The following is a 21,244-nucleotide window of genomic DNA, read 5'->3' as shown; positions in this document are numbered from 1 at the left end:
GGACCTTTGCGCCTTTGCGCCCCTTCGAGGTTGCTCGGGACATGCTTTGCGGGAGAATCATCCGAGATCTCTAGTCAGCGCCATACAGCCGCGCGCAGTTATCCCACAGAATCTTCCGCTTCGACTGCTCCGAAATTGGTATCGATAAAAACTCCTCCAATGCATGCGGCCAGCGGCAATCGATATGCGGGTAGTCCGTGGAGATGACAATATTATCGTCGCCCATGTAGTCGATGACGTTTTTCACCAAAGCCTCGTCAACGTCCACCGAGATGAAACACTGCTGTTTGAAATATTCGCTCGGCTTCTGGCGCAGCGGGATATCGGCCATTTTACCTTGCATCTCCCAATACTCGTCGATGCGGTAAAGCAGCCATGGCAGCCAGGCGCAATTGCCTTCGAGGAAAGCGACTTTCAATTTGGGAAACCGTTCCAATACACCGCCGGCGGTAAAAGCGCTCACCGCAAGAATCTGTTCGATGGGATTGCGCAGCGGATTCACCAGCAAAGCTTGGTTCGGATGACCGGCGAAGCGGTCCTGCGACACCTGGGGCTGCTGCGGCCGCGCCGGCGGATGAAAGCAGATTGGAATATTCATCTCCTGCGCCTCTTGCCACAACGGATCGAAATAGCGGTCGTGAATCTGCCGGCCGTTGATCGGTTCGGGGCAGAGCGACAAACCCACCGCGCCGTTTTTTACCGCGCGCTTCGATTCTCGCACCGCCAGATCGACGTCGTGCAAAGTGATCAGCGCTGAAGCTTTCAACCGTCTCGCATCGGCCTTGCAGAAATCCGCCATCCAATCGTTCCAGGCTTTGCACAGATCGTTGGCATACTCCGGCTCGAAGTTCTCATTGGTATGCAGCGGCGAGGTGCGAAACAACACGGCAATGTCGAGCCCTTCTTTGTCCATCGCCGCGAGCTGCGAGACGTTGTCATAGTCGCGCGCCAAGGAAGCGTTGAAGCGGTCGGCCATTCTTTGCTCGTGAAATTCGACGACGTCGCTCGGCGGCCGGATCGGCTGGCCGTTGTTAATGAAATAGCGCGTCATGCCATGCTTGCTGCGCGGCTTGCCGATGGGGACACGCTCGCCCCACTTGGGATTCATGTATTTCTGGTAAAGGTCGGCGGGTTCAAACACGTGCATGTCGCTGTCGAATGCGCGAAAGCCGTTTTTAGCCATAATGCCCTCCTTGTCTATCCTTTTTATCCTTTCGGCGTCGCCGCTTTCTTCTGGTAGTTCCAGGTGCCATCGCGCTGCGGCGCGCGGCCTTTGAGCACGTCTTTAAAATGCGGCTGTTCGTAGAGCGGCGTGCGGTTGATCATCTCGTCAAGCATGTGGTCGGGCAAAAAGTTATAGTCTTTGCCCTGCGCGCAGTAGGCCAAGTAGTTCATGCGCGCCTGCTCTTCCAAGTGCGCCATGTTCATCACCGATTCCGAAAGTGTTTTGCCCGTGGTGACGGCGCCGTGCCCTTTCAGCAACATCGCCGGGCTTTTGCCCAGTAACGTGGCTACGGCCATGCCTTCGGCGTCGCTCTGGATCGTCATCATGTGCGGATAGAGCGGCAGCGGATTGCGCACGAGTTGGGCTCCTTCTTGGCAAAGCGGCTTGATCGTGCCGGTGAGAGTGCTCATGAGAATCGCATACCGCGGATGCACGTGGACCACCGACTGAACGTCGGGACGCAGCTTATAGACACAAGCATGGATCTTCACCTCCGAGCACTGCGTCAATTCCGGCCGCCCGCCGACTTTGAAGCCTTCCGTGTCGCACATCACCATGTCATCGGACTCCATCACCGATAGCGCGTCGTACTCGTACTCACGGCCTTTAACGAAAAATTTATTCGGCTCCGACGGCAGCCGCATGCTCGCGTGCCCCAACGCCGCGGTGAAACCGGTCGCTAATCCTAAGTTCGCCAGCACCCGATTGGCGGCGGCCACTTCCCTTTTCACATCATCCAGTTCGCTCATCCTTGTATTCCTTTCATTGCGATCATATCGAAGGGCGACCAGCCTGTCGCCCTTACCCTTTTTGCGTCTTCTATTTTGCGCCTTTTGCGTATTTTGCGGCCATGCTTCCGAATTCAAATCCCACGCACCACGCCGCCGTCCACCGTGACGCAAGTCCCGCTCATGTAGCTCGAACATTCCGACGCCATAAACACGATCACGTTGGCAACTTCCTGGGGAACACCTAGACGGTGCAGCGGAATCTCTTTTGCCCGCGCCTGGCGAATCTCCTCGACGCTCTTCCCGGTCACTTCCGCTTCGCGCTGGCGGTTTCCCGTTTGCCGCGGCGTGTCGATGGAGCCCGGCGCCACCGTGTTAACAAGGATGCCATCGGCCGCATATTCGAGCGACATCGATTTGGTCCAGTTGATCACGGCAGCATTGTTCAAGCCCACCGCCATCGCCGTGTTGCTCGGCTCCAGTCCCGCCGTTCCGGCAACATTGACAATGCGGCCCCAGCGATTGGTCTGCATATGTGGCACGACTTCACGTGCCATGCGCAGGTAGCCCATCAGCTTGCGCTCTAGGTTTTCGTACCATTGTTGATCGCTGACATCGGCAAACTTGATCGCCGGCACGCTGCCGGCGTTGTTGATGAGAATATGAATTGCGCCGAGTCTTTGCAAAGTCTCTTTAACCAGCCGCTGGACGTCTTCAAGTCGGCGCACATCGCATTGCACTGCCAATACCTCGCCGCCCGTTTCTTTGACAAGCCAATCGCGCGCTTCGATCAGCTTAGCGTCGCGCCGCGCGCAAATGACGACCTTGGCCCCCTCGCGCAAGAGTGTTTGCGCCGTCACAAGCCCAATCCCGTCGCTCGAACCGGTGACGATCGCTACTTTGCCTTTCAGTCCCAAGTCCATCTAATCCACCCTCCTCTACCTAATCCATAATCCGCGTAACCACCGCCGGGAGTTCAACCCAAAATCGAAAATCTAAAATCCAAAATCATCGACTCCCCAGCTCCCGCAGCGCCTCACGCAACAGCGACAAGTCGGCGACTTCACTATAGGGCACCTCGCGGCGTGCCGCATTACTGGCTCTTTAATCCAGATCTGCGCGGCTTGGAAGCTTATGAGTTAAACGAAACTCGTTATACGCTCGCTACCTCACTGAAAGACGCTAGCGAATATCGACCTGGGCTATTTCCCGGCCTCACCATCCCACTCGCTAGCATTTGGCCCTGCGATCGAAGCCGCTAACGCTTTCTGTTCTTATACAAGTCCGCGATAAACCCGCTGTCGTCCAATTCTTTAACAAAACTCACGTCGACAAAATCCTCCGGCTTGGCGGCTTTTGCCTTGGGATCGGTTTGCGCCAGCGGTTCTAAAATATTTCTGATCCCCTCCAACGTCGGATATTGTTTGGGCGGGAACTTCTCGTCGGAGCTGAGCTCGTCGTAGCTCTTGGCCAAAATATCACTCTCCTGCGGACCAAGATATTTTACCAGGACTTTCAGCGCGGTTTCCCGATCGGTCTTGATCCGATGCATCGCTTCGATCTGCGATTTAACATATCGGCGCACGACGTCAGGTCGCTCGCGAATGAAAGTGCGCGTCGTGCCGACGCCGGTGCTTTGATACGCCAAAGACACGCTGAGTAAGTTATGAAAGCCGCGTTTGTGCCCAATGTATCGAAAGGGGGTGGGAAGCATGGCGCCTTGAACTCTGCCCGTCTCCATGGCGAACAGGCGTTCCTGCAAACCGTTTACCTGTACGAGGGCGACATCTTTTACTGGATTGAGGCCGAGCCTTTTGAGTGCAATGCGAGTCATCGACTCGGCTAACCCACCGAAAGGACTGATCGCGAGGGTGCCCCCTTTGAGCTGCTCCGCCGTTTTTATATCGGGCCGAGTCAAAAGCCACCATTCGGTATCGACCAGCCCACCGGCAATCATCACCGTATCCGCGCCGCGGAGAGCGGCGTTGACGCTCACTTGACCCGAGCCCTGGCTGATGGGTGTCTGACGCGATAGCAATGCCATTGTCGCAATGGTGCCGCCTCTGAAGTAGACAAGCTGAACGTCAAGGCCGTTCCTCGCAAAGATCCCGGTTTCTTTAGCGAGCCAGGCTGGAAGCTCCGCGGATGCGGTCGAGCTGTAACCAACCGTAAGTTGGGTCGTCTGAGCGGAGGCCACTCTAAGGGAAAGCAATAAAATCAAAGTGACAGTGGTCACAATTTGCATCATTAAACCTTCCCCCGGTGCTTATTCATCCCAAAGGGCGAGAGAACGTGGTCGATAAAATCGATAAACAGCGGCGCCATCTGGCGGTTATAAGCGTCGCCGTCTTCGAACATTGAAGCTCAACCGTTTCGCTGTTTTTCAAAGCGTGGAATCGATGGCAGATCGTTCACCCACGAGCGCGCGGAGCGATACCAGCCCTGAGCTTTGGGCCGCAGCACATCGCGCTGATGCGCCGTGCCGAGGCGGATGTTATAAACCTGCGGATTCTCGGCAGCGGTTGCATAGATCGGCGTGCCGCACTCCGGGCAGAAACCTTGCGCGCGCTTCGCGCCGCTCTCCGCGGTCTTCACATAGACTTTGATCGTGCCCTTCAGGTCGAAATTTTCTCTGGTCGCCGCCACACTCACGCGAAACGCTGTGCCTGAAAGAGTTTGACAGTCGGTGCAGTGGCAGATGCCAACTTCCTCCGGATCGATTTCCGCCGTATAAGTGACATTGCCGCAATGGCATGCGCCGTCGATTTTCAAACCGTCCTCCTCGATTCAATCACTTTGGCCCGATCGCCTGCGGCAATTGCATGAGCATATTCGAGCCCTGCGGAATGACCATAAGTTGGATTTTTTCAGAAAGCCGGCTGACCATCTCGTGCTGCACTAATAGAGGCGTCAGCGACGCGGATAGCTTTTGGTTGGCCAACGCCTCCTTCTCGGCGCGGGCAAGCTTCGCCTCGCCTTCGCCTTTCTCGGTTTCGACCCGCTGCTGCGCGGCAAACTTCGCCGCAGACATTAACTGTTCTTGCTCCAGAGCTTTCTGCGTCGCGATCTGTTTGTTTTCGATGGACTGCTTGAACGCCGGACTGAAATCCACGTCGTCGAGCAGTAGATCGACGATGTGAATCGAATAGGGCGACAGCTCTTTTTCCAAGCGCAAGCGCACCGCCTGCCTGATCACTTCGCGGTTGGGCGCAATGTCGACGCTCTTAAACTTGACCGTCTCATCTTTGAAATTCTGCGCCACCCGTGGTTCGATTAACACGTGAAAGTAGTCTGGGCCGACGGTGCGAAACAACGTTTGTACCGCTTTGGGTGAGACCTGGTAGTTCAAGCTAGCTTTGACGAAGACATTTTGCGTCTCGGAGCTGAACGACTGCAACTTCGATAAGACGGCGCGTTGCACCTTGATATCGGTGTGCGTGACGAACCACCATGGCCAAATCAAGTGAAAGCCTTCTTCCACTTGGCCGACAATCTAACCGAAGCTGTAGATCACCCCGACCGTGCCGGCGCGCACGATGACAAAAGGTTTTGCCAGCACCAAGAGCAAAAGCAGACCGACTACTGCCAAAAGGCGAAGCACGTTCTTGGACACCATTGGGGATCCTTCCTGTTTGGGAATTCGGCGCGACAATATCTGCATGTTGCACTTCGACTCCGAGCGGACATCTTTTGGCGATTAGCCCAACCGCTTGCGCCGCTCCTGGTCGTCAAACGGCGTCTGCAACACCGGAATTACTTCCTTGGCGAGCGTCTCGACCTGCCGGGCAACGGACTCTTTCTGACCGGCGGGACGCATGACAAACTTTGTTGCCCCCGCGTCGACATAGGCTTGGATTTTGTCGCGCATTGCCGCCGCACTACCCAGCGCGGAATATTCTTCCGGAGGAATGTCTTGGCGGCGCCGAATCGAGGGGCCAGCAATCGCCAGAGCTTCGCCAACCGTCGGTGCGCACACGAAGGGCATCAATACACCATAGTGATCGTCGGGGATTTCGCGGTCGGCTTCCGCGGCGTGCTTGCGAATCGCTTGAATGCCGACGGCGACTTCCGCGGGCGTTACGGACGAAACCAGCCAGCCATCAGACAAGCGCCCCGTGCGGCGAAAGGCCGCAGGGCTGCGGCCACCGACCCAGATCGGCGGCCCGTCTTTTTGGTAGGGACGCGGCAGCAAAGTTAGGTCTTTCACCGAATAGAACTGTCCTTCGAAAGTGACGTTCTCCTCGGTCCAAAGTTTTTTCATCAAGACAATCGCTTCGTCGCCGCGCTTGCCGCGCTCCTCCTTGCGCACGCCCGTGGCGGCGAAGTCCCGTGAGTCGTCGCCGCCGATGCCGACGACGAGGAGAAGCCGTCCCTTGCAAAGAAAATCTAACGTGGCGAGCTGCTTGGCGAGCAGCACTGGATGTCGCGTCGGCAGCACCAGCGCGCTGGTGCCAAGCTTCATATTGCCCAGCCGCGACGCCATGTAGGACATGAAGACGATCGGGTCGAGGGTCGGCCGCGGCGCCGCGATGCGATCGCTGACCCACACGGAATCGATATCCCAGCGCTCGCAGTCGTCGATGAAGCGCAGCACGCTATCAGGCGAGCCAAAATCGAGCGCGCCATCGCCAAGGCTAATGCCGATACGAACTTTCAACATGGGATTCGGATATATCTCTCGCAAAGGCGCAAAGACGCAAAGTTCGAAGGTAGTCCTATTTCCGTTTTCCGCTTTCCGCGTTTCATAATTTCTTCAGAGGTGCGGCATGATTTCTTTGGCGCAGATTTCCAGATGCTCGGCTTCGTCGAACATCGGATTAAAGACAATAAACTGCGCGCCTGTTTTGACCAGCTCTTGGATTTTCTCCGTGACTTCGGCCGCGCTGCCCCAGATCGACACGCGCGAACCCAGATCGGCATTTTTGTAACGCCGCGCAAACCACTCGCGGATGCGCTTTTCGCCGCGCGCCTTGTCGGCATCGACGGTCATGTAGACGCGCTTGCCGTAAGTAAATGTTCTCGGATCGCGCTTGGCTTCATCGATAAATTGCCGAATCTGCGCCGACTCACGGAAAAATGCGTTCGACGATGACGAGCCCGCGCCCATCCAGCCATTGCCGTATTTCACGGCGCGCTTGAGCGCGTTTTCATGGTGCCCGCCGAACCAAAGCGGCAGATGCGGTTTCTGGATCGGCTTGGGCTCCATCGAGATATCGTCGAAGTTCCAATAACGCCCATGAAAACTCGCTTTCGGCTCAGTCCAAAGCAATTTCATGATCTGCACCGCTTCGGCAAAGCGCGTCACTCGCCCCTCGCGCGTGTAACCGAAAACGTCTTCGTGAGAGCCAAGATGACCGCCGCCAAGGCCGACGCCCATGATGGCCCGGCCGCCGCTCATCACGTCCAGGGTCGAGTAAGCTTTGGCCAACTGCACGGGATTGCGCAGCGGCAACAGAATGACTGACGTGCCGAGTTTGATCTTGGTCGTGAGCGCCGCAACGTAGCTTAGCTGCGTCACCGGCTCCAACATCGTAAAGTCGCCGATCACTCTTTCCTGCAACCACAAACTATCGAAGCCCAGCGTCTCCGCGCGCACGGCAAACTTGCGGACATGCTCCATGTCCGTCGGTCCGTCGAAAAATACCTGGGGCAGCTCGATACCGCAAGGAATTGAATTCGCCATAACCGTCTCCTTAAGAATCAACCACCGAAGCCGCGCTAACTGCAGCGCGCTTGGCCAAAGACTTGGCCGAGTCTAGTCCAGCTCCATTGGGAAACGCAATATGAGCCGTCGTTAAGATAGACAACTAGGTTGACAAGAGCCGCCTCGGCATCAACTCCGGTGAATTCTCGCGGCGACGCGGTGTAATCCTCCTAACTATTTCGAATTGCGATCGTTTTGGCAGATATGTGGGTGTGTTACTTCAATGCCTACTTTAGCCGCACGTTGTACGCACTAAACACAAAATCCAGGGGAGCTGCTGATGGACTGGACCAACTTCTACTCCGCCAGACCGGTTCACCGCGTGCACAAACAGATACGTCGCTGTACACATATGGATCACGAGGTGTTAACCTGGCTCCAGCACAGGTTTACAAAAACACGGAGGCGCACATGTCCTTCCTTACCGACGAGCAAAAAGAGCTAGCGAACGAGATCGCCGCCCTGTTGACCGAGCGCGGTGAAACGGTCTGCGTGGCGGAGTCCACCACCGGCGGCCTGGTGTCCGCGGCGCTGTTGTGGGTGGCTGGCGCGTCCAAGTACTACGCCGGCGGTGGGGTGCTCTACACGCTCGGTTCGCGCACGGCGCTGGCGGCCGTGCCGGCGTCGATGTTTGAGAACTACCGCGGCACCACGCCGGAGATGATCACCGCCATCGCCGACGCCATGCGCCAGCGTCTGGGCGCGACCTGGTGCATCGCCGAATCGGGCCTCGCCGGCCCCACCAGTGGCCGCTCCGGCCTGCCACCCGGCCGAACGACGATCTGCGCCTCTGGCCCCGTAACCCGCGTCGACGTACAACAGACCGGCCTGCTAGACCGGGAGTCCAACATGCTTGCCTTCACGACCCTGACTTTGCGCCATCTGCGGAACGCGATCAAAGCGGCGCACTAGTCCGGACTGTTCAGATATGGGAGAGCGATCGAGGTGAAACCCTTCCGGAGCGAAGGCAACAGGACTTCGCGTTAACGTCCCCATGTAGCGGCGACCGGCCGGTCGCCCTGCTCTGCGACGGACCTGGAAACGGCGAAGCTGCAGGCAAGAGCGACTAACAAACCGAACTCCTATGCTATTGAAAAACATGGCGCGCCCGGGGTGATTCGAACACCCAACCCCCAGATTCGTAGTCTGGTGCTCTATCCAGTTGAGCTACGGGCGCTTTGGTTTGCGGACAACTGCGAGGGAACTGGATAGTTAGCACGAACTTCTTGCCTTTTCCAGAAATCTGGCACGGCTGGATAGAAAAAAGCTGTGGCATCATCGGCGGAACCACGGCATGGGGTCGATGGAGCGGCCGTCTTTGCGCATCTCGAAATAGAGCCCGGCGCCGGTGAGCGAGTCGCTGTCCCCGACTAACCCTATGGGCTCGCCGCGGCGAACGCTGTCGCCATTTTTTTTGCTGAACTCGGCGAGATGCGCGTAGATGGTGTAGTAGCGCTCGCCGTGATCGACGATGATCATCTTGCCGTAGCCGGCCATTCGGTCGGCAAAGACGATTCTGCCCCGCTCGACGGCGCGGATTTCGTCACCCATGTGGGCGTCGATGTCGATGCCATTGCGAAAGACGTCGGTGGCAAACTCGCGGTGTTTGGCCTTGCCAAACTCGCGCTTTAATTCTCCGCGCACCGGCCAGTCGAGCCGGCCGCGCAACACGCTGAGCCCGGTGCCGGACGGGACTTCCGGCGGGCGGATGATTGCCTCGCGGGTTAAATCATCCATCATTTTTTGTAGCCGCGCCGCCGCCACTTCCAGCTCGCGCAGCGCGCGCACGCGGCTTTCCTTTTCTTGCTTGAGGCTAGCAAGGATCTCCTTCTTTTTTTCCGCTTCCTCTTGCACCGCCTCCTGCGCCTTCGCCAGGGCCTGGCGCCGCTCATCGAGCTCGGCCTTGCGCTGCTCCAACTTGGCGCGCACCGTTTCACTGGCTCTCACTTCGGCGCTGAGCTTGTCAACCAAATCGCGATCGTAGGACAAGGTCGTTTGCAAATAGCGCTGGCGCTGCAGATAGCCTCCCAGGGTGGTGTCGCCGTTTAACAACACCACCGGGCTGCCGCCGCGATACCAGCGATAGAGCGCCACAGCACGTTTCTGCAACAAACCTTCACGCTGCTGCATCGAACGCTTGATTTTTTCCCGCTCGCCCTCGAGACGCTCAACTTCTTGCGTCACCGCTGTGAAATTGGCGTTGGCGGCGATCAGGTCGCGTCTTTTGGTTTCGAGGCTGCTCTCAATCTGATTCAACGACTGCAGCACCGAGCCTTCCTGGCGCTGTACCTGCGAGAGCCCTTGTTTCTCCCGCTCGATTTTTTTCTTGATGCCATCGAGGTTTCGCTCCGCGGCCGCGGCGCGACCCAGCTGCGGCGACAACAGCACGAGTAGCAGCGCGACGGAAATCAGGTGATTTAGTTGCTGTGCCATGTGTGCAGAAACCTTCTCACGGAGATCAAACTGCCGAGCCAACCCAAAGTCCAGCCAATGGCGAGAATCAGCGCGATGCCGTTGATGTCGAGAAACTGCACCGCGTCGAGGGAGCCTAAAAGGCCCATCGACTTAGGCATGCCGTCGCGCAAAAAGGAGAACAGAAACCACAGCAGACCGAGGCCCAAAATTGCGCCGATCACGCCCTGTATCATGCCTTCAAGAACAAACGGCGCCTGGATCATCTCTTCGGCGGCACCGACCAGCTGCATGATCTCGACTTCGTCTTTGCGCGCCAACAGCGCCAGCTTGACGGTGCTGCCGACAATAAAAAGCGCCGCGCCAAACAAAACGCCGCCCAAAATCCACTTGGTCCATTGCACCGCGGTAACGATCAACTGCAAGCGATCGACCCACTCCTGCGGATACTCCACGGTGGCGATGCCCTTTTCTTTTTTGATCTGGCCCGCCAACTGCGCAACTTTTACGGCGTCGCGATATTCCGGCCGCACACTGATTTCAAATGAGGCCGGCAACACATCCGCCGGCAACCCTTCCAAGATGCCGGCCTGAGCCCCCAGCGCGGCGTGAAAGTCTTTCCAGGCTTGTTCGTGGGAAATCAGCCTGACTTTCTGCACTTCGGGCATGTTCTGCAGTCGTTTGTAAAGTTCCAGCGTCGCCGCGTTGCCGGCACCTTTCTCTACGTAGGCATTGATCTGAATCTGCTCCCCCCAACCCTTGAGCAAAGTTTCTAAATTGCCCTGCAACAACATGAAGGCGCCGAAGACAAAAAGCGTCATCGCCATGGTCCCAGCGGTCAACACATGGGTCCAAAGCAATTCGCTCAGGCTCATGCGCACCCGCCGAGCGATAAAGCCTATCTGCGCGCGCGTCATGCCCTGGCCACCCCAGCCTTTTTTTCGATCGGCTCGATGGGTTCGACGCGCTGTAGGTCGTCCACCAACACGCCGCTGCGCAAGGAAATGATCCGCGTGCCAAAACGGCGAATCAAACCGATGTCGTGGCTGGCAACGAATATGGTCGTGCCGCGCTCGCGAATTTTTAGAAACATCTTCATCGTTTCTTCGGCGCGCTCAGCATCGAGGTTGCCGGTGGGTTCGTCGGCGAGCACCAACGCCGGGTCGTTGATCAGCGCCCGGGCGATGGCCACGCGCTGCTGCTCACCGCCTGAGAGCGTCATGGGCTTGGCTTCATATTTTTCGCGCAACCCTAAGTCGCGCAGCAGCTGGTAGGCTTTGGTCTGGCTATCGCGTCGCGGCTTGCCTATCGCCTCGGCCGCCAACGAAACGTTGTCGATCACGCTCAAACGCGGCAGCAGCTTAAATTCCTGAAACACCAGCCCGATGTTGCGGCGCAGGCGCGCGATGCCGTGACGATTGAAGCGGTTAATATTTTTGCCGTCCACCAAAATCTGCCCGTCGCTGGGTTCCTCTTCGCGAAAGAGCAGCTTCATCAACGTGGTTTTTCCGGCACCACTCGGACCCGTTAAAAACACGAACTCCCCCTGCTCGATCGTCAGGTTAATATCGATCAGGGCCTGGGATCTCGGCGGGTATGTCTTTGAAACGTGGAAGAGTTGGATCATATCAACTGCCGGAACCGCGCAGTCAAAAATTGCCGCCAACTCGGCAAATTTGCTTGACAGGTTGTTAGGGTGGCTGCTAGAGTCCTCAAAACCTTCGATTTTATTACGTTATTTATAAAAGATGTCGGACGCACTTACAAGCCCTGAGGAGGCCCGAATGGTAAGCCATGCGCGAATCGAGAGATTCCATGTGGTGCTGATCAAGCCTTCCAAGTATGACGACGACGGCTACGTCATCCGTTTCTGGAAAGGCGTGCTGCCGAGCAACACGTTGAACGTTTTGCACGGCCTCACCGACGACATCAAACAACGGCGGGTTTTCGGCGAGTTGCCCATCGAAGTGACCACCTTCGATGAAACCGCGGAGAAAATTCCGCTAAAGAAAATCATTCGTTGGGGCAAAGAGCCGGGCACCAAGCTGCTGGTTTGTATGGTTGGCGTGCAAACCAACCAGTTTCCGCGCGCCTTCGATATGGCCAAGATTTTTCGCGCCAACGACATTCCGGTGATCATCGGCGGCTTTCATACCAGCGGCACCATTAACATGCTGGGCGAGCAAGAGCCCGATATACAAGAGCTAGTGCAGGAAAACATCTGCGTCGTCTCCGGCGAAGTCGAAGGCAAATGGGAAGGCATCCTCGCCGACTTCCTGCATAACCGGCTAAAACCGATCTACAGTTTTGCCCAAGATCTGCAAAGCCTGGTCGACATCGGCGATGCGCCGCTGCCCAAAGTCAGCTCGAAAACCATGACTCATTTCGCCCATCCGGCCTTCGGCACCGCCGACACTTCGCGCGGCTGCCCATTCGCTTGCAGCTTCTGCACGATCATCAACGTGCAGGGGCGCAAGATGCGCGAGCGCAGCCCGGAGAGCATTGCCGCCATGATCCGGCGCAACTACGCGCATGGCGTGAACTTTTATTTCTTCACCGACGACAATTTCGCGCGCAAGAAACTCTGGCGCGAGACTTTCGAAGAGATCGGCAAGCTGCGCGAAGAGGGGTTGAACGTTTCCTTCATGATGCAGGTTGATCTGGCGCACAAGCCCAAGGATTTTGTCCCCTTGGCCGCCAAGGCGGGCTGCACGCAGGTGTTTATCGGGATGGAAAGCGTCAACCCGGAAAACCTCAAAGCCGAGGGCAAAAAGCAAAACAACGTCGAAGAGTACCGCAGCATCATTAAAGAATGGCATGATCATGGTGTGGTGGTGCACACGGGCTACATCATCGGCTTGCCGTGGGACTCCAAAGAACAGGTACCGCGGGACATCAAGTTTTTGATGGAAGAAGTCGGCCCGGACCAGGCGTCGTTTTTCATGATGACTCCCTTGCCGGGCTCGCACGATCACAAGGAGATGCGTAAACGGGGCGAATGGATGGACCCCGATTTCAACAAGCGCGACTCGTTTCACGCCACCATCAAGCACCCGCGCATGAGCGCCGAGGAGTGGACCGAAGCCTACGAAAACGCTTGGAACGCCTTCTACAGTAAAGAAAACATGATTCGCGTGCTCTCGCGCTGGAGCGACAACCCGCGCAACTACTGGAATCTGATGTCGATCTTTTTCTGGTACAAGAACGCCGCGCTGTTGGAAAAACAGCACCCCATGGTCGCCGGCTTTTTCCGTCTGAAAGATCGTAAGAACCGCCGGCCTGGCTACGCCGTCGATTCGATCCCTGTACACGCGTGGAAACGGACCAAGGAAATCGGCCAGCTCGCCGTCGCCTGGGCCAAGTTCTTGAAAGAAATGGAAGAAGTCTGGCTGCAAACCCGCAAAAAGAACGAGACCGAAGAACGCTGGCTTGGCCAAGTACAGCGGGTCCAAAGCGAGATATGGCAGGCCCTGCGCATCGGCGAGCTCCAGCGCTTATATGGTAGCGCCAAAGGACATTTGTCGGAGGCAGCGCGGACGATTCTCGACCCGCTCGAAGAGCTTTCCTCGAAGATACTGTTCACCCGGCGCGACCTCGACCAGTTTCTCAAACAATGGGAGAAGCTCGGCAACGGCATTCAGAAATTGCGCCAGCGTGAAAGCGACACGGCGCGCCGCCTGCTGGACGAGATGCACAACTTACAGGCCAACATCCATCTGAGCGATCGCATCCACGGCTGGCAGGAAAGCTATCGTGAGCTGCGCGATTTGATCCCCTTCAAGCCGCCGCTGGGTCTGCTCAAGTTCGACGCCCTGACCAACCAGATCGTCTTTTCGCGTCAAGATCTCGAACGCTGCTGGAGCCGCACGTTGAGCAACCTGCGCAACCTAAAGCTGTGGGAGATCCGCCCCTGGCAGATAACCCGCGCCATGATCAAAGATTTCTCCTTGACCACGTCGTTTGCGTTTACGCTGCGTGAGGCGACCAAAGATTAGTTCACCACGAAGGCGCGAAGGTCCCGAAGTTTGGAAAAGATTTTTTTGATTTTTTCTTATCTCCGTGAACTTCGTGGCCTTCGTGGCGAAAATTTCCCCGCCGAAATTTTTGCGTTCTTTGCGGTTAAATCTCCGGATTCAATGCATCCGGCTCACCTGCTTGGCAAGGTCAATAATTTTTTCGCGCACGACTCCGGCATCGGCAGCGTCCGGCGCCAAAACTAAGTAGCGCTCCAGGTCCTCGCGCGCCTGCTTGAAACATTCCAGCTGCAAATAAACTGCGCCGCGGTCGCGGACATCCTCCGCCGAGGCCGGGTCGAGGATCACCATGCGCTCCAGCACCGGCAGCACCTTTAATAGATCTTTGGCCGCGTCCTCGCGCAAATAGATCGCCTTCAAATTGTTGAGCATGCGTTTTAAGATTTGCTTCTTGCTCGCCGTTTCGAGGAATTCGGGCCGCAGCGTCACCTTGTTGCCATACTGAGCTGCCAAGAGCTTTGCTAAGTCATCGCGCGATTTGATCTCTCCTTGGTTGAACGCATCGAGGACAATCTCAGCGCCATTGGCAGCGACATGCTTCAGCAAAAAATGGCCGGGAAAACCGACGCCGTCGAAAGACAACCCGACGCGCTGAGCCACCTCCATGTAGACCAGCGAAAGCGTGATCGGGATACCGGTCTTGCGATCCAACACTTCATTGAGAAAACTATTCTTCGGATCGAAGTAGTTGTCGCGATTGGCGCGGAAACCCTGTTCCTTGAACAAAACAATATTGAGGGCCGCGATGGTGCGCGCGGTATCGCCATCCGGCCCAATGCGCGCCGCCACCGCGACCGCCAAGTCATCGAGCCGGGCGAGGTAGGAACTTATGTCGAGATTGGGATAGTCGTCTAAAGCAACCGTCAATGCCGCACGGGCCAGATCGATCTGCTCTTCCGGCCGTTCAACCGCTTGACGAAAAACCAGATAGGGATCAGACACGGAATGCCCTCACCACGCAGACACGAAGGACACGAAGTTCGGAGCACAGAAAAACCGCCAACGAATCTCTATTTCCAATCTCTTCTCTGACCTTCGCGATCTTCGCGCCTTCGTGGTGAATTTGCTTGAGAACTATCTCGGCTCGGCAATCACATCGATCAAGTACGGCATCTGTTTTTCTTTGACGTACTTGATGCCGCGCTCGACGGCGGGGCGCAGATCGGCCGGGTTGCGCACCGGGCCCTCGCTGCTCCAACCAAAGGACTTCGCCATCACCGCGAAATCCACCGCCGGGTCGTCGACATGGGTGCCGATGGGCGCGTTTTCTACCGGCCGCTTGCGGAACTTGGCGACTTCGATGCCGTGCTCCTCGGAATTATAGTAAGACTGGTTGTTGTGCATGACCATCAAGAGCGGGATGCGGTGCTTGGCCGCCGTCCACAATGCACTCGATGTCATCAGCATATCGCCATCGGACTGAATCGCGACGGCGAGCTTGCCGCTGCCCTTCAAGGCCAACGCCGCGCCGATCGCCGCACCCGGGCCATAACCCAGACCGGCGCCGCCGCTGCCGCCAAGCGATTGATTGGCCTGGCTGAAATCCCACAAACGACGCGTCCAGCCGTTGGAAGTGCCGTTGACGCACACCCAGTTTTCTTTTTTGATCGCCTCACCGACTTCCAACGCGAGCCAGGCGGTGGAGATTTCTTTTTTCGAGCTGGTCGCCTGCGCGTCACTCAGCCACTTGGCGCGGCGATTCTTGTGTTTCTCCGCCAACTCTTTTTGCCGCGCTTCGATGCCGGCTTTCTTCGAGCCGTCTTTGCTGAGCAGGTCGCGGCAAATGCGTGTCAGTTCCGGGATCGCCACCGCGGTGTCGGCACACATCGGGTTATCGATCGCTTGCAGCGCCTGGAAATCGTTGGCCCAGGAATGCACCAGCATGTCGTTCATCGAAATGCTGGCGATTTTGACCCCGGCGCCGGTGATGTATTCGGTATTGCGGGTCTGCTTGCTGACGGTGGTCAGTGAGCCGAACAGGTCGGCGACGTCCAACGCCAAAATGAAATCCGCTTTCGACATGATGTCGCGCGAGCCATCCGTCACATCCAGCGGATGAGTCGACGGGAAGTTGAAGCGCGCGCCCTTGTCGACCACCGGAATCGCCAACAGCTCGGCCAGCTCGATCAGCATTGGCACCGCTTTAGGATTGCGCCCGAGCATATCGACGACGATCAGCGGGCACTTGGCGTTGACCATGTCTTGGGCGCAGCGGCGCAGCGCTTCCGGGTTGGCTTGGGCCGGTGCCGGCTTCGAATAGCGGCTCACATCCGGCATGTCGACCATCGCCTTCACGGCGTCTTCCTGAATATCGGCATCATAGTTGATGTAGACCGGCGCGGTTGGGTCGGTGGTGGCGATGCGGTAGCCGCGAGTGAACGAATCCGGCACGTCATCAATCGAATAGGGTTGATCGTCCCACTTGGTGTAATCGCGCACCTGGTTGCCTTGCACCAGCGCAGTGTGAATCCAGTCAATGCGCGGCCGGCGCCGTTTGGTGTTCATCGGTCCGGTGCCGCCGAGCACCATCATCGGTACTCGGTCGATGTAGGCGTTGAAGATCGCCATGCTGGCGTGCTGCAAACCGACCATGTTGTGGACGATCGCGATCATCGGTTTGTTTTTCGCCTTGGCGTAGCCATGGGCGATGGCCACCGAAATTTCTTCGTGGTGGCAGAAGATCACTTCGGGTTTGTAGTTGCCGCCGTAGTTGACGATGGAGTCGTGAATGCCGCGGAACGTCGCACCGGGATTGAATGCGGTGTATTCGATGTCGTGCGCCTTCATCAAATCGACGACGATGTCGGAGCCAAACTCCGGTTGCTTTTTTTCTACTCTGGACATTGCTAAGAGCCTCCCTAAGTTCTTGTTCGCCACTCCATAGCAGGATTCCGTTGCAGCCGCTAGGCTTCCACGAAGAAATCTAACGTCGCAAAAGTCCTTTGCTGAAAAACAGTTCCAAGGTGTCCGCCAGGTCGCCCTGGCGCGCGCCGCTGGCCGAAGCTTCGCCGGCTTTTAAAGAAGCAATCGCTTGTAAGACCTGCTGCGCCGCCGGCGCCATAAACGACTCCAGCCCCTGGGCGTTGTAGGTGCGCTTCAATTCGTCCATTTCCTCCGCGCGTCTGCCGGCGTGGATCTTGAGGCCGATGACGCTGGGCGCGACTTTGTCTAACAACCCGGGAAAACTCTCGTCGTACTGAGCGCGAATCTCGTCGAGCAAACCGAACTGGCGCGCCCCCATCAGCAGCTCGCAAAACAGCCCCTGCAACCCTTTGGTCAACCCGGCGTAAATCACTTTGAACGCCGACGCCTGATTGACACCGTCACCCAGGGTCTTGATCGGGATGTTGAACTTTTCGAGCTCTTGCAGGCGCGACGCCTGCGGTCCAGACACGTAAACAATTGTCCCCTTGCCCATTTTGGCCGCCGAGCCAATGATACAGCCATCGACGAAGTTGACGCCCGCCGGCTTGAGCACCTGAGCGATCTCATCGGCGCTCATCGGCGAGATCGCGTTGGCATCACAAAACAGCAAGTCTTTTCTTCCTGCCGCCTTCGCCGCTTCGGCGACTTTGGTCGCGACGTTGACCGCTGCCGAAGGCACGACGATGGAGACGATCAGCTCCGTCTGCTCGACCAAAGCAGCCATAGACTCGACCGACTTCACACCGGCATTGGCACCGCGCTGGCGGCTCACCTCGCCGCGGTCTTTGTCGTAGGTCAGAACGTCGATGCCATGGCTCTTGAGCAGCTTGGCCCAGTGAAAGCCCATCTCACCGATGCTCATGATGCCGATTTTCTGAAAGGCCATGGGTGTCTCCTAGCCCGCTTGATTGATGGCGTCGATCATCTGGCGCAAGCGCGCGAAATCCATTTGGTTGAACGGCACCAGCAGGCGATGCAAATGCAAGGTCGCCGGCTCGTCCGCTTCATCCGGCAGCGGCGCGGTTTGCCGGGCGACACCGGCCTTGAAGATGTCGCGGAAGTCGCGGTTGATGCGCTCGATCAAGGCTGGGGATGGCGCGCTGTTCAAGCGAATCACCAGTTCGCGTTTGACGAAACGATAGGAATGGTAGTTGCGATAGAAATTCTTGATCTCGGCCACCGCCGCTTCGACATCGTCAAAAACTTTGAAAAACCCCATTTCCTCGTCGGTGATGTAGCCACGGCTTTTGACCGCGCTGCGCAGGAACGCCAGCCACTCCTGCCAATAGGTGCCACCCGGCACGTCAATTAAAATAAGCGGCACCAGCTGGCTCTTGCCAGTCTGCGCTAAAGTAATCGATTCGGTTAGCTCGTCATGGGTGCCGAAGCCACCCGGAAAAATCACTACGGCATCGGCCTCTTTGACAAACATCAGCTTGCGCGTGAAGAAAAAATGAAAGCTCATGAGCTTGGGGTCGCCGTCGATAAAGCTATTGGCCTTTTGTATCGCCGGCAGACGGATGTTGACGCCAAAACTCTTCTCCCGCCCCGCCCCTTCGTGGCCCGCTTGCATGATCCCGGGGCCGGCACCGGTGATGATCATGAAATTTTCTTCGGCCAAGCGGCCTGCGACGGCCATGGTCATATCGTAGTAAGGATCGCGCTCCGGCACGCGCGTCGAGCCGAAGATGCTCACCTTGCGCACGTTCTCGTAGGGGGCAAATATTTTAAAGGCTTGGCGCAGCTCTTTTAACGTACGGTTAAGGATTTTGAGGTCGCCGCGGCTGGGCTCGTCGGCAGCCAACCGCAGCACCGTGCGAATCATCTCGGCGATTAGATCCTGGTTGCCGCTCTCCGGCGTACCGCGCAGCCACTGCTCGATCTGTGCCTCGATGGCGGCAAAGTTACTTTGGGTTGATCCATGGAATCCCAAGTCTATGACATAACCGCGAGAGTTTTTAAAGAAAGGCTGCACGCGAAAGCGCCCAAAGACGGCTGGAATCCGCTGCTTCGAACCGGCTATCCGAACTCAGCGCCCTCGGCGCCCCTGCGCGAAATGATCCGAGTTTCTTACTGCCGGTTCAACTCAGCAATGTAATCGCGCAAGCCAGCTTCCAGTTTGTACTCAGGGTTGAACCCTAACGCGCTCTGCGCGCGGGTGATGTCCATGCGCGGCCGCGCCGGCGTCAGCTTGCCGCGGCTCATCTTTATGGCTGGGAAAATCGCTTTCAGCGCCGCCTCGACGTCGTCGACGGTCGTCAATTGACCGCTGCCGAGATTGTAGACATTGTGCGGCAGCGGCGAGGTGTGGACCGCCAATGCGATGCCATTGGCTAAGTCCTTAGCGTAAATAAAGTCGACGGTCTCGTAGACATTGAGCGTCACCGGCTTACCCGCCATGGCATCCCACACTGCCTGCTGCACCGCCACGCCAGGACCACCGGCAACGGAATAATAGCCGTAGACGCCGGCGAAGCGCAGCAGCGCCAACTCGATGTTATGCTTGGCGGAATAGGTCCGCAGCACATGTTCGCAGCCGATCTTCGACGCGTTATAGACCCGCTCGCGGCAATCGATGGGCGAGTCCTCGCGCAAAAGCTCATTAGGGTTCTCACCCGAGTAGACCGCCTGGGTGCTGGCATGGACGAGCTTGCGCACACCGGTCAAGCGCACCGCTTCCGCCACGTTGATCGCCGCCACCAAATTTATCTGGAAGCCGGCGTAGACGTTGTTGATATTCGCCTCGCCAACCGAAGCAGCGAGATGAATCACGCACTCCGGCTTAACCTGCTGCATGCCGTCGACCAGCGCGGCGAGATCGCGAATATCGCCGCGCACAACCGGCACGTCTTTGCCCACCACGTGGCGAATGTAATCGGGCCGCGGCGCAAAATCGAAAAACGTCACCTGATCGCCACGGTCGGTTAGTTCTTTGGCGGTGTGCGTGCCGATCAAGCCGGCACCGGTAATCATAACGCGCATTGGAACCTCCCTCGAGAAAGTGGCGAGTAAGGCGTAAGGAGCTTTCGGAAATCAGCAACGCGGAAAACAGAGAGCGGAAACGCTCAACTCACCTTACTCCTTGCTGTTTACCCCTTATTACTCACTTCTCCTAAGTTGTAAAACCGACACGGATTCTCGAAGAGAATCTGCCGCGGCAAATTCTTCGGTAGATCGGCCCGATTCACCAGCGTATCGATATCGCCGCTGAATTCGTCCCAGGGCCGCTCGTGGGGAAAATCCGACGCCCACAACAACTGACCGCCGCCGATCAATTCGGCGACATTCGCCAGCGTCTTCTCTTCGCGCTCACAGGCGTAATAGAGATTGCCGCGGCTCATGATTGCGCTCGGCGACTGTTTGGTCGGATGGGGCCAGCGGCTGCGCCGATGTTCCCAACTCTCGTCCAAACGGTCCGCCATGTAGGGCACCCAACCGCAGCCCGACTCAAGATAGGACACACGCAGTTTGGGAAAACGCTCGAAGACGCCGTAGATCATCATGCTGGTCAACTGCTGCATCTGCGCAAACGGATGGCTCAGCGGATACACACCGGCAAAGGATCGCACATGCTCCAGACCCAGTTCCACCGCCGGGCCGCTATGCACGGCCAGCGGCACTTCCAACTTTTCTGCCATCGCATAAATCGGATCGAACTCCGGCAAACCCAAACCACGCATCGGGCTCATCACGCCGGGCAGCATGCCGGCCACCATGCCCAGCTCACCCACGGCGCGCTCTAACTCTTTGGCGGCCTCCTTCGGTTCCTGCGGCGCCAACAAGGCCACACCTTTGAAACGCGGATTGACGCTCAAAAAATCATGATGCAGCCAACTATTGTAAGCCTGCGCCAGCGCCACCGCCCAATCGCGATCGCGCTGCAAGCCAATGTTCAAGCCTTCGTTTGGATAGAGCACGGTCAGCGCGATTTCCGTCGCGTCGAGGAAGCGCAGCCACAAATCAACGCTCGGATGCTCGCGTTTCCCCGGCGACAGAGCGCCGCGCGCCCAGCCGTCCCAGGAAAATAGCGGATACTCGCGCTTGCCCGGCACGGTGCGAAACTGCGGCGGCAAAAATGGCCGCAAGTCGTGGTCCTTTTCGAGAATGTGACCGTCGGCATCGACGACTGGGAACGATCGCTTCATGACAAGCCTCCAAAAGATACTGCGCAACTCTCTTCTACTCGCAGTCCGTCCTTAGCGTCAAGGCATGTAAG

At 57.4% G+C, this 21,244-nt stretch carries 20 protein-coding genes and 1 tRNA gene; 3 read left to right on the top strand and 18 right to left on the bottom strand.

Annotated features, from left to right (window positions below; all coding sequences use genetic code 11):
- Window positions 1-70 precede the first annotated feature (70 nt).
- Genes FJ145_06490 through FJ145_06480 form a run of 3 tightly spaced genes read right to left on the bottom strand, consistent with a single transcriptional unit; the run spans window position 71 to window position 2,876 of the window.
- The gene (locus tag FJ145_06490) at window positions 71-1,183 is read right to left on the bottom strand and encodes a hypothetical protein (GenBank protein ID MBM4261077.1); all 1,113 of its coding nucleotides are present in this window, start codon (window positions 1,181-1,183) and stop codon (window positions 71-73) included.
- A 23-nt stretch (window positions 1,184-1,206) separates the two neighbouring features.
- Complete coding sequence (locus FJ145_06485; GenBank protein MBM4261076.1) at window positions 1,207-2,151, bottom strand: class II aldolase/adducin family protein; 945 nt, start codon at window positions 2,149-2,151, stop codon at window positions 1,207-1,209.
- Window positions 2,088-2,876 (bottom strand): SDR family oxidoreductase, encoded by a 789-nt coding sequence (locus FJ145_06480; GenBank protein ID MBM4261075.1) that lies wholly within the window; start codon window positions 2,874-2,876, stop codon window positions 2,088-2,090. Before FJ145_06480 ends, FJ145_06485 begins: the two co-directional genes overlap by 64 nt.
- Window positions 2,877-2,939: 63 nt before the next feature.
- Between FJ145_06480 and FJ145_06475 the strand changes: the two genes are divergently transcribed.
- A complete protein-coding gene (locus tag FJ145_06475; protein MBM4261074.1) occupies window positions 2,940-3,215 on the top strand; it encodes a hypothetical protein in 276 nt (91 codons plus the stop codon).
- Here the strand turns inward: FJ145_06475 and FJ145_06470 are convergent.
- The 5 genes from FJ145_06470 to FJ145_06450 form a co-directional block, all read right to left on the bottom strand.
- The gene (locus tag FJ145_06470; GenBank protein ID MBM4261073.1) at window positions 3,212-4,201 is read right to left on the bottom strand and encodes an ABC transporter substrate-binding protein; all 990 of its coding nucleotides are present in this window, start codon (window positions 4,199-4,201) and stop codon (window positions 3,212-3,214) included. The genes FJ145_06475 and FJ145_06470 overlap by 4 nt on opposite strands.
- 116 nt (window positions 4,202-4,317) lie before the next feature.
- Complete coding sequence (locus FJ145_06465; GenBank protein ID MBM4261072.1) at window positions 4,318-4,725, bottom strand: GFA family protein; 408 nt, start codon at window positions 4,723-4,725, stop codon at window positions 4,318-4,320.
- Between the two features lie 19 nt (window positions 4,726-4,744).
- Complete coding sequence (locus FJ145_06460) at window positions 4,745-5,446, bottom strand: prohibitin family protein (GenBank protein ID MBM4261071.1); 702 nt, start codon at window positions 5,444-5,446, stop codon at window positions 4,745-4,747.
- A gap of 204 nt (window positions 5,447-5,650) precedes the next feature.
- A complete protein-coding gene (locus FJ145_06455; protein ID MBM4261070.1) occupies window positions 5,651-6,613 on the bottom strand; it encodes an LLM class flavin-dependent oxidoreductase in 963 nt (320 codons plus the stop codon).
- 93 nt (window positions 6,614-6,706) lie between these two features.
- Complete coding sequence (locus FJ145_06450) at window positions 6,707-7,636, bottom strand: LLM class flavin-dependent oxidoreductase (protein ID MBM4261069.1); 930 nt, start codon at window positions 7,634-7,636, stop codon at window positions 6,707-6,709.
- Window positions 7,637-7,852: 216 nt separating this feature from the next.
- Between FJ145_06450 and FJ145_06445 the strand changes: the two genes are divergently transcribed.
- The gene (locus FJ145_06445; GenBank protein ID MBM4261068.1) at window positions 7,853-8,569 is read left to right on the top strand and encodes a CinA family protein; all 717 of its coding nucleotides are present in this window, start codon (window positions 7,853-7,855) and stop codon (window positions 8,567-8,569) included.
- Between the two features lie 188 nt (window positions 8,570-8,757).
- Here FJ145_06445 and FJ145_06440 read toward each other — a convergent pair.
- The 4 genes from FJ145_06440 to ftsE form a co-directional block, all read right to left on the bottom strand.
- Window positions 8,758-8,834: transfer RNA gene (locus tag FJ145_06440), tRNA-Arg, on the bottom strand.
- Window positions 8,835-8,932: 98 nt separating this feature from the next.
- Complete coding sequence (locus FJ145_06435; GenBank protein MBM4261067.1) at window positions 8,933-10,090, bottom strand: hypothetical protein; 1,158 nt, start codon at window positions 10,088-10,090, stop codon at window positions 8,933-8,935.
- On the bottom strand, window positions 10,075-10,986 hold the full coding sequence (locus FJ145_06430) for an ABC transporter permease (GenBank protein ID MBM4261066.1): 912 nt from the start codon (window positions 10,984-10,986) through the stop codon (window positions 10,075-10,077). Before FJ145_06430 ends, FJ145_06435 begins: the two co-directional genes overlap by 16 nt.
- On the bottom strand, window positions 10,983-11,696 hold the full coding sequence (ftsE, locus tag FJ145_06425; protein ID MBM4261065.1) for a cell division ATP-binding protein FtsE: 714 nt from the start codon (window positions 11,694-11,696) through the stop codon (window positions 10,983-10,985). Before ftsE ends, FJ145_06430 begins: the two co-directional genes overlap by 4 nt.
- A gap of 121 nt (window positions 11,697-11,817) precedes the next feature.
- On the opposite strand from ftsE, the gene FJ145_06420 reads away from it, so the two are divergent.
- Window positions 11,818-14,064 (top strand): radical SAM protein, encoded by a 2,247-nt coding sequence (locus FJ145_06420; protein MBM4261064.1) that lies wholly within the window; start codon window positions 11,818-11,820, stop codon window positions 14,062-14,064.
- 138 nt (window positions 14,065-14,202) lie between these two features.
- On the opposite strand, the gene FJ145_06415 is transcribed toward FJ145_06420, so the two are convergent.
- From FJ145_06415 to FJ145_06390, 6 genes are all read right to left on the bottom strand, one after another.
- A complete protein-coding gene (locus FJ145_06415) occupies window positions 14,203-15,045 on the bottom strand; it encodes a tetratricopeptide repeat protein (GenBank protein MBM4261063.1) in 843 nt (280 codons plus the stop codon).
- Between the two features lie 132 nt (window positions 15,046-15,177).
- On the bottom strand, window positions 15,178-16,947 hold the full coding sequence (locus FJ145_06410; GenBank protein ID MBM4261062.1) for a thiamine pyrophosphate-binding protein: 1,770 nt from the start codon (window positions 16,945-16,947) through the stop codon (window positions 15,178-15,180).
- A 79-nt stretch (window positions 16,948-17,026) separates the two neighbouring features.
- Window positions 17,027-17,914, bottom strand: coding sequence for an NAD(P)-dependent oxidoreductase (locus FJ145_06405; protein ID MBM4261061.1), 888 nt, complete (start codon window positions 17,912-17,914; stop codon window positions 17,027-17,029).
- A 9-nt stretch (window positions 17,915-17,923) separates the two neighbouring features.
- Window positions 17,924-18,961, bottom strand: a complete 1,038-nt coding sequence (locus tag FJ145_06400) for a cytochrome D ubiquinol oxidase subunit II (GenBank protein ID MBM4261060.1) — start codon at window positions 18,959-18,961, stop codon at window positions 17,924-17,926.
- A gap of 137 nt (window positions 18,962-19,098) precedes the next feature.
- Complete coding sequence (locus FJ145_06395; GenBank protein ID MBM4261059.1) at window positions 19,099-20,010, bottom strand: NAD(P)-dependent oxidoreductase; 912 nt, start codon at window positions 20,008-20,010, stop codon at window positions 19,099-19,101.
- 107 nt (window positions 20,011-20,117) lie between these two features.
- The gene (locus FJ145_06390; GenBank protein ID MBM4261058.1) at window positions 20,118-21,173 is read right to left on the bottom strand and encodes an amidohydrolase; all 1,056 of its coding nucleotides are present in this window, start codon (window positions 21,171-21,173) and stop codon (window positions 20,118-20,120) included.
- Window positions 21,174-21,244 lie beyond the last annotated feature (71 nt).

The sequence above is a fragment of the Deltaproteobacteria bacterium genome (assembly GCA_016874755.1).
Lineage (GTDB): Bacteria > Desulfobacterota > Binatia > UBA9968 > UBA9968 > DP-20.
This window is presented reverse-complemented; position numbering and strand designations above follow the sequence as displayed.

What these genes read in the sequence shown, in the direction of transcription:
- FJ145_06490 (MBM4261077.1), bottom strand. Translation starts at nt 1,183, where the DNA reads ATGGCTAAAAACGGCTTTCGCGCATTCGACAGCGACATGCACGTGTTT.
- FJ145_06485 (MBM4261076.1), bottom strand. Translation starts at nt 2,151, where the DNA reads ATGTTCGAGCTACATGAGCGGGACTTGCGTCACGGTGGACGGCGGCGT.
- FJ145_06480 (MBM4261075.1), bottom strand. Translation starts at nt 2,876, where the DNA reads ATGGACTTGGGACTGAAAGGCAAAGTAGCGATCGTCACCGGTTCGAGC.
- FJ145_06470 (MBM4261073.1), bottom strand. Translation starts at nt 4,201, where the DNA reads ATGATGCAAATTGTGACCACTGTCACTTTGATTTTATTGCTTTCCCTT.
- FJ145_06455 (MBM4261070.1), bottom strand. Translation starts at nt 6,613, where the DNA reads ATGTTGAAAGTTCGTATCGGCATTAGCCTTGGCGATGGCGCGCTCGAT.
- FJ145_06450 (MBM4261069.1), bottom strand. Translation starts at nt 7,636, where the DNA reads ATGGCGAATTCAATTCCTTGCGGTATCGAGCTGCCCCAGGTATTTTTC.
- FJ145_06435 (MBM4261067.1), bottom strand. Translation starts at nt 10,090, where the DNA reads ATGGCACAGCAACTAAATCACCTGATTTCCGTCGCGCTGCTACTCGTG.
- FJ145_06430 (MBM4261066.1), bottom strand. Translation starts at nt 10,986, where the DNA reads ATGACGCGCGCGCAGATAGGCTTTATCGCTCGGCGGGTGCGCATGAGC.
- ftsE (MBM4261065.1), bottom strand. Translation starts at nt 11,696, where the DNA reads ATGATCCAACTCTTCCACGTTTCAAAGACATACCCGCCGAGATCCCAG.
- FJ145_06420 (MBM4261064.1), top strand. Translation starts at nt 11,818, where the DNA reads ATGTCGGACGCACTTACAAGCCCTGAGGAGGCCCGAATGGTAAGCCAT.
- FJ145_06410 (MBM4261062.1), bottom strand. Translation starts at nt 16,947, where the DNA reads ATGTCCAGAGTAGAAAAAAAGCAACCGGAGTTTGGCTCCGACATCGTC.
- FJ145_06405 (MBM4261061.1), bottom strand. Translation starts at nt 17,914, where the DNA reads ATGGCCTTTCAGAAAATCGGCATCATGAGCATCGGTGAGATGGGCTTT.
- FJ145_06395 (MBM4261059.1), bottom strand. Translation starts at nt 20,010, where the DNA reads ATGCGCGTTATGATTACCGGTGCCGGCTTGATCGGCACGCACACCGCC.
- FJ145_06390 (MBM4261058.1), bottom strand. Translation starts at nt 21,173, where the DNA reads ATGAAGCGATCGTTCCCAGTCGTCGATGCCGACGGTCACATTCTCGAA.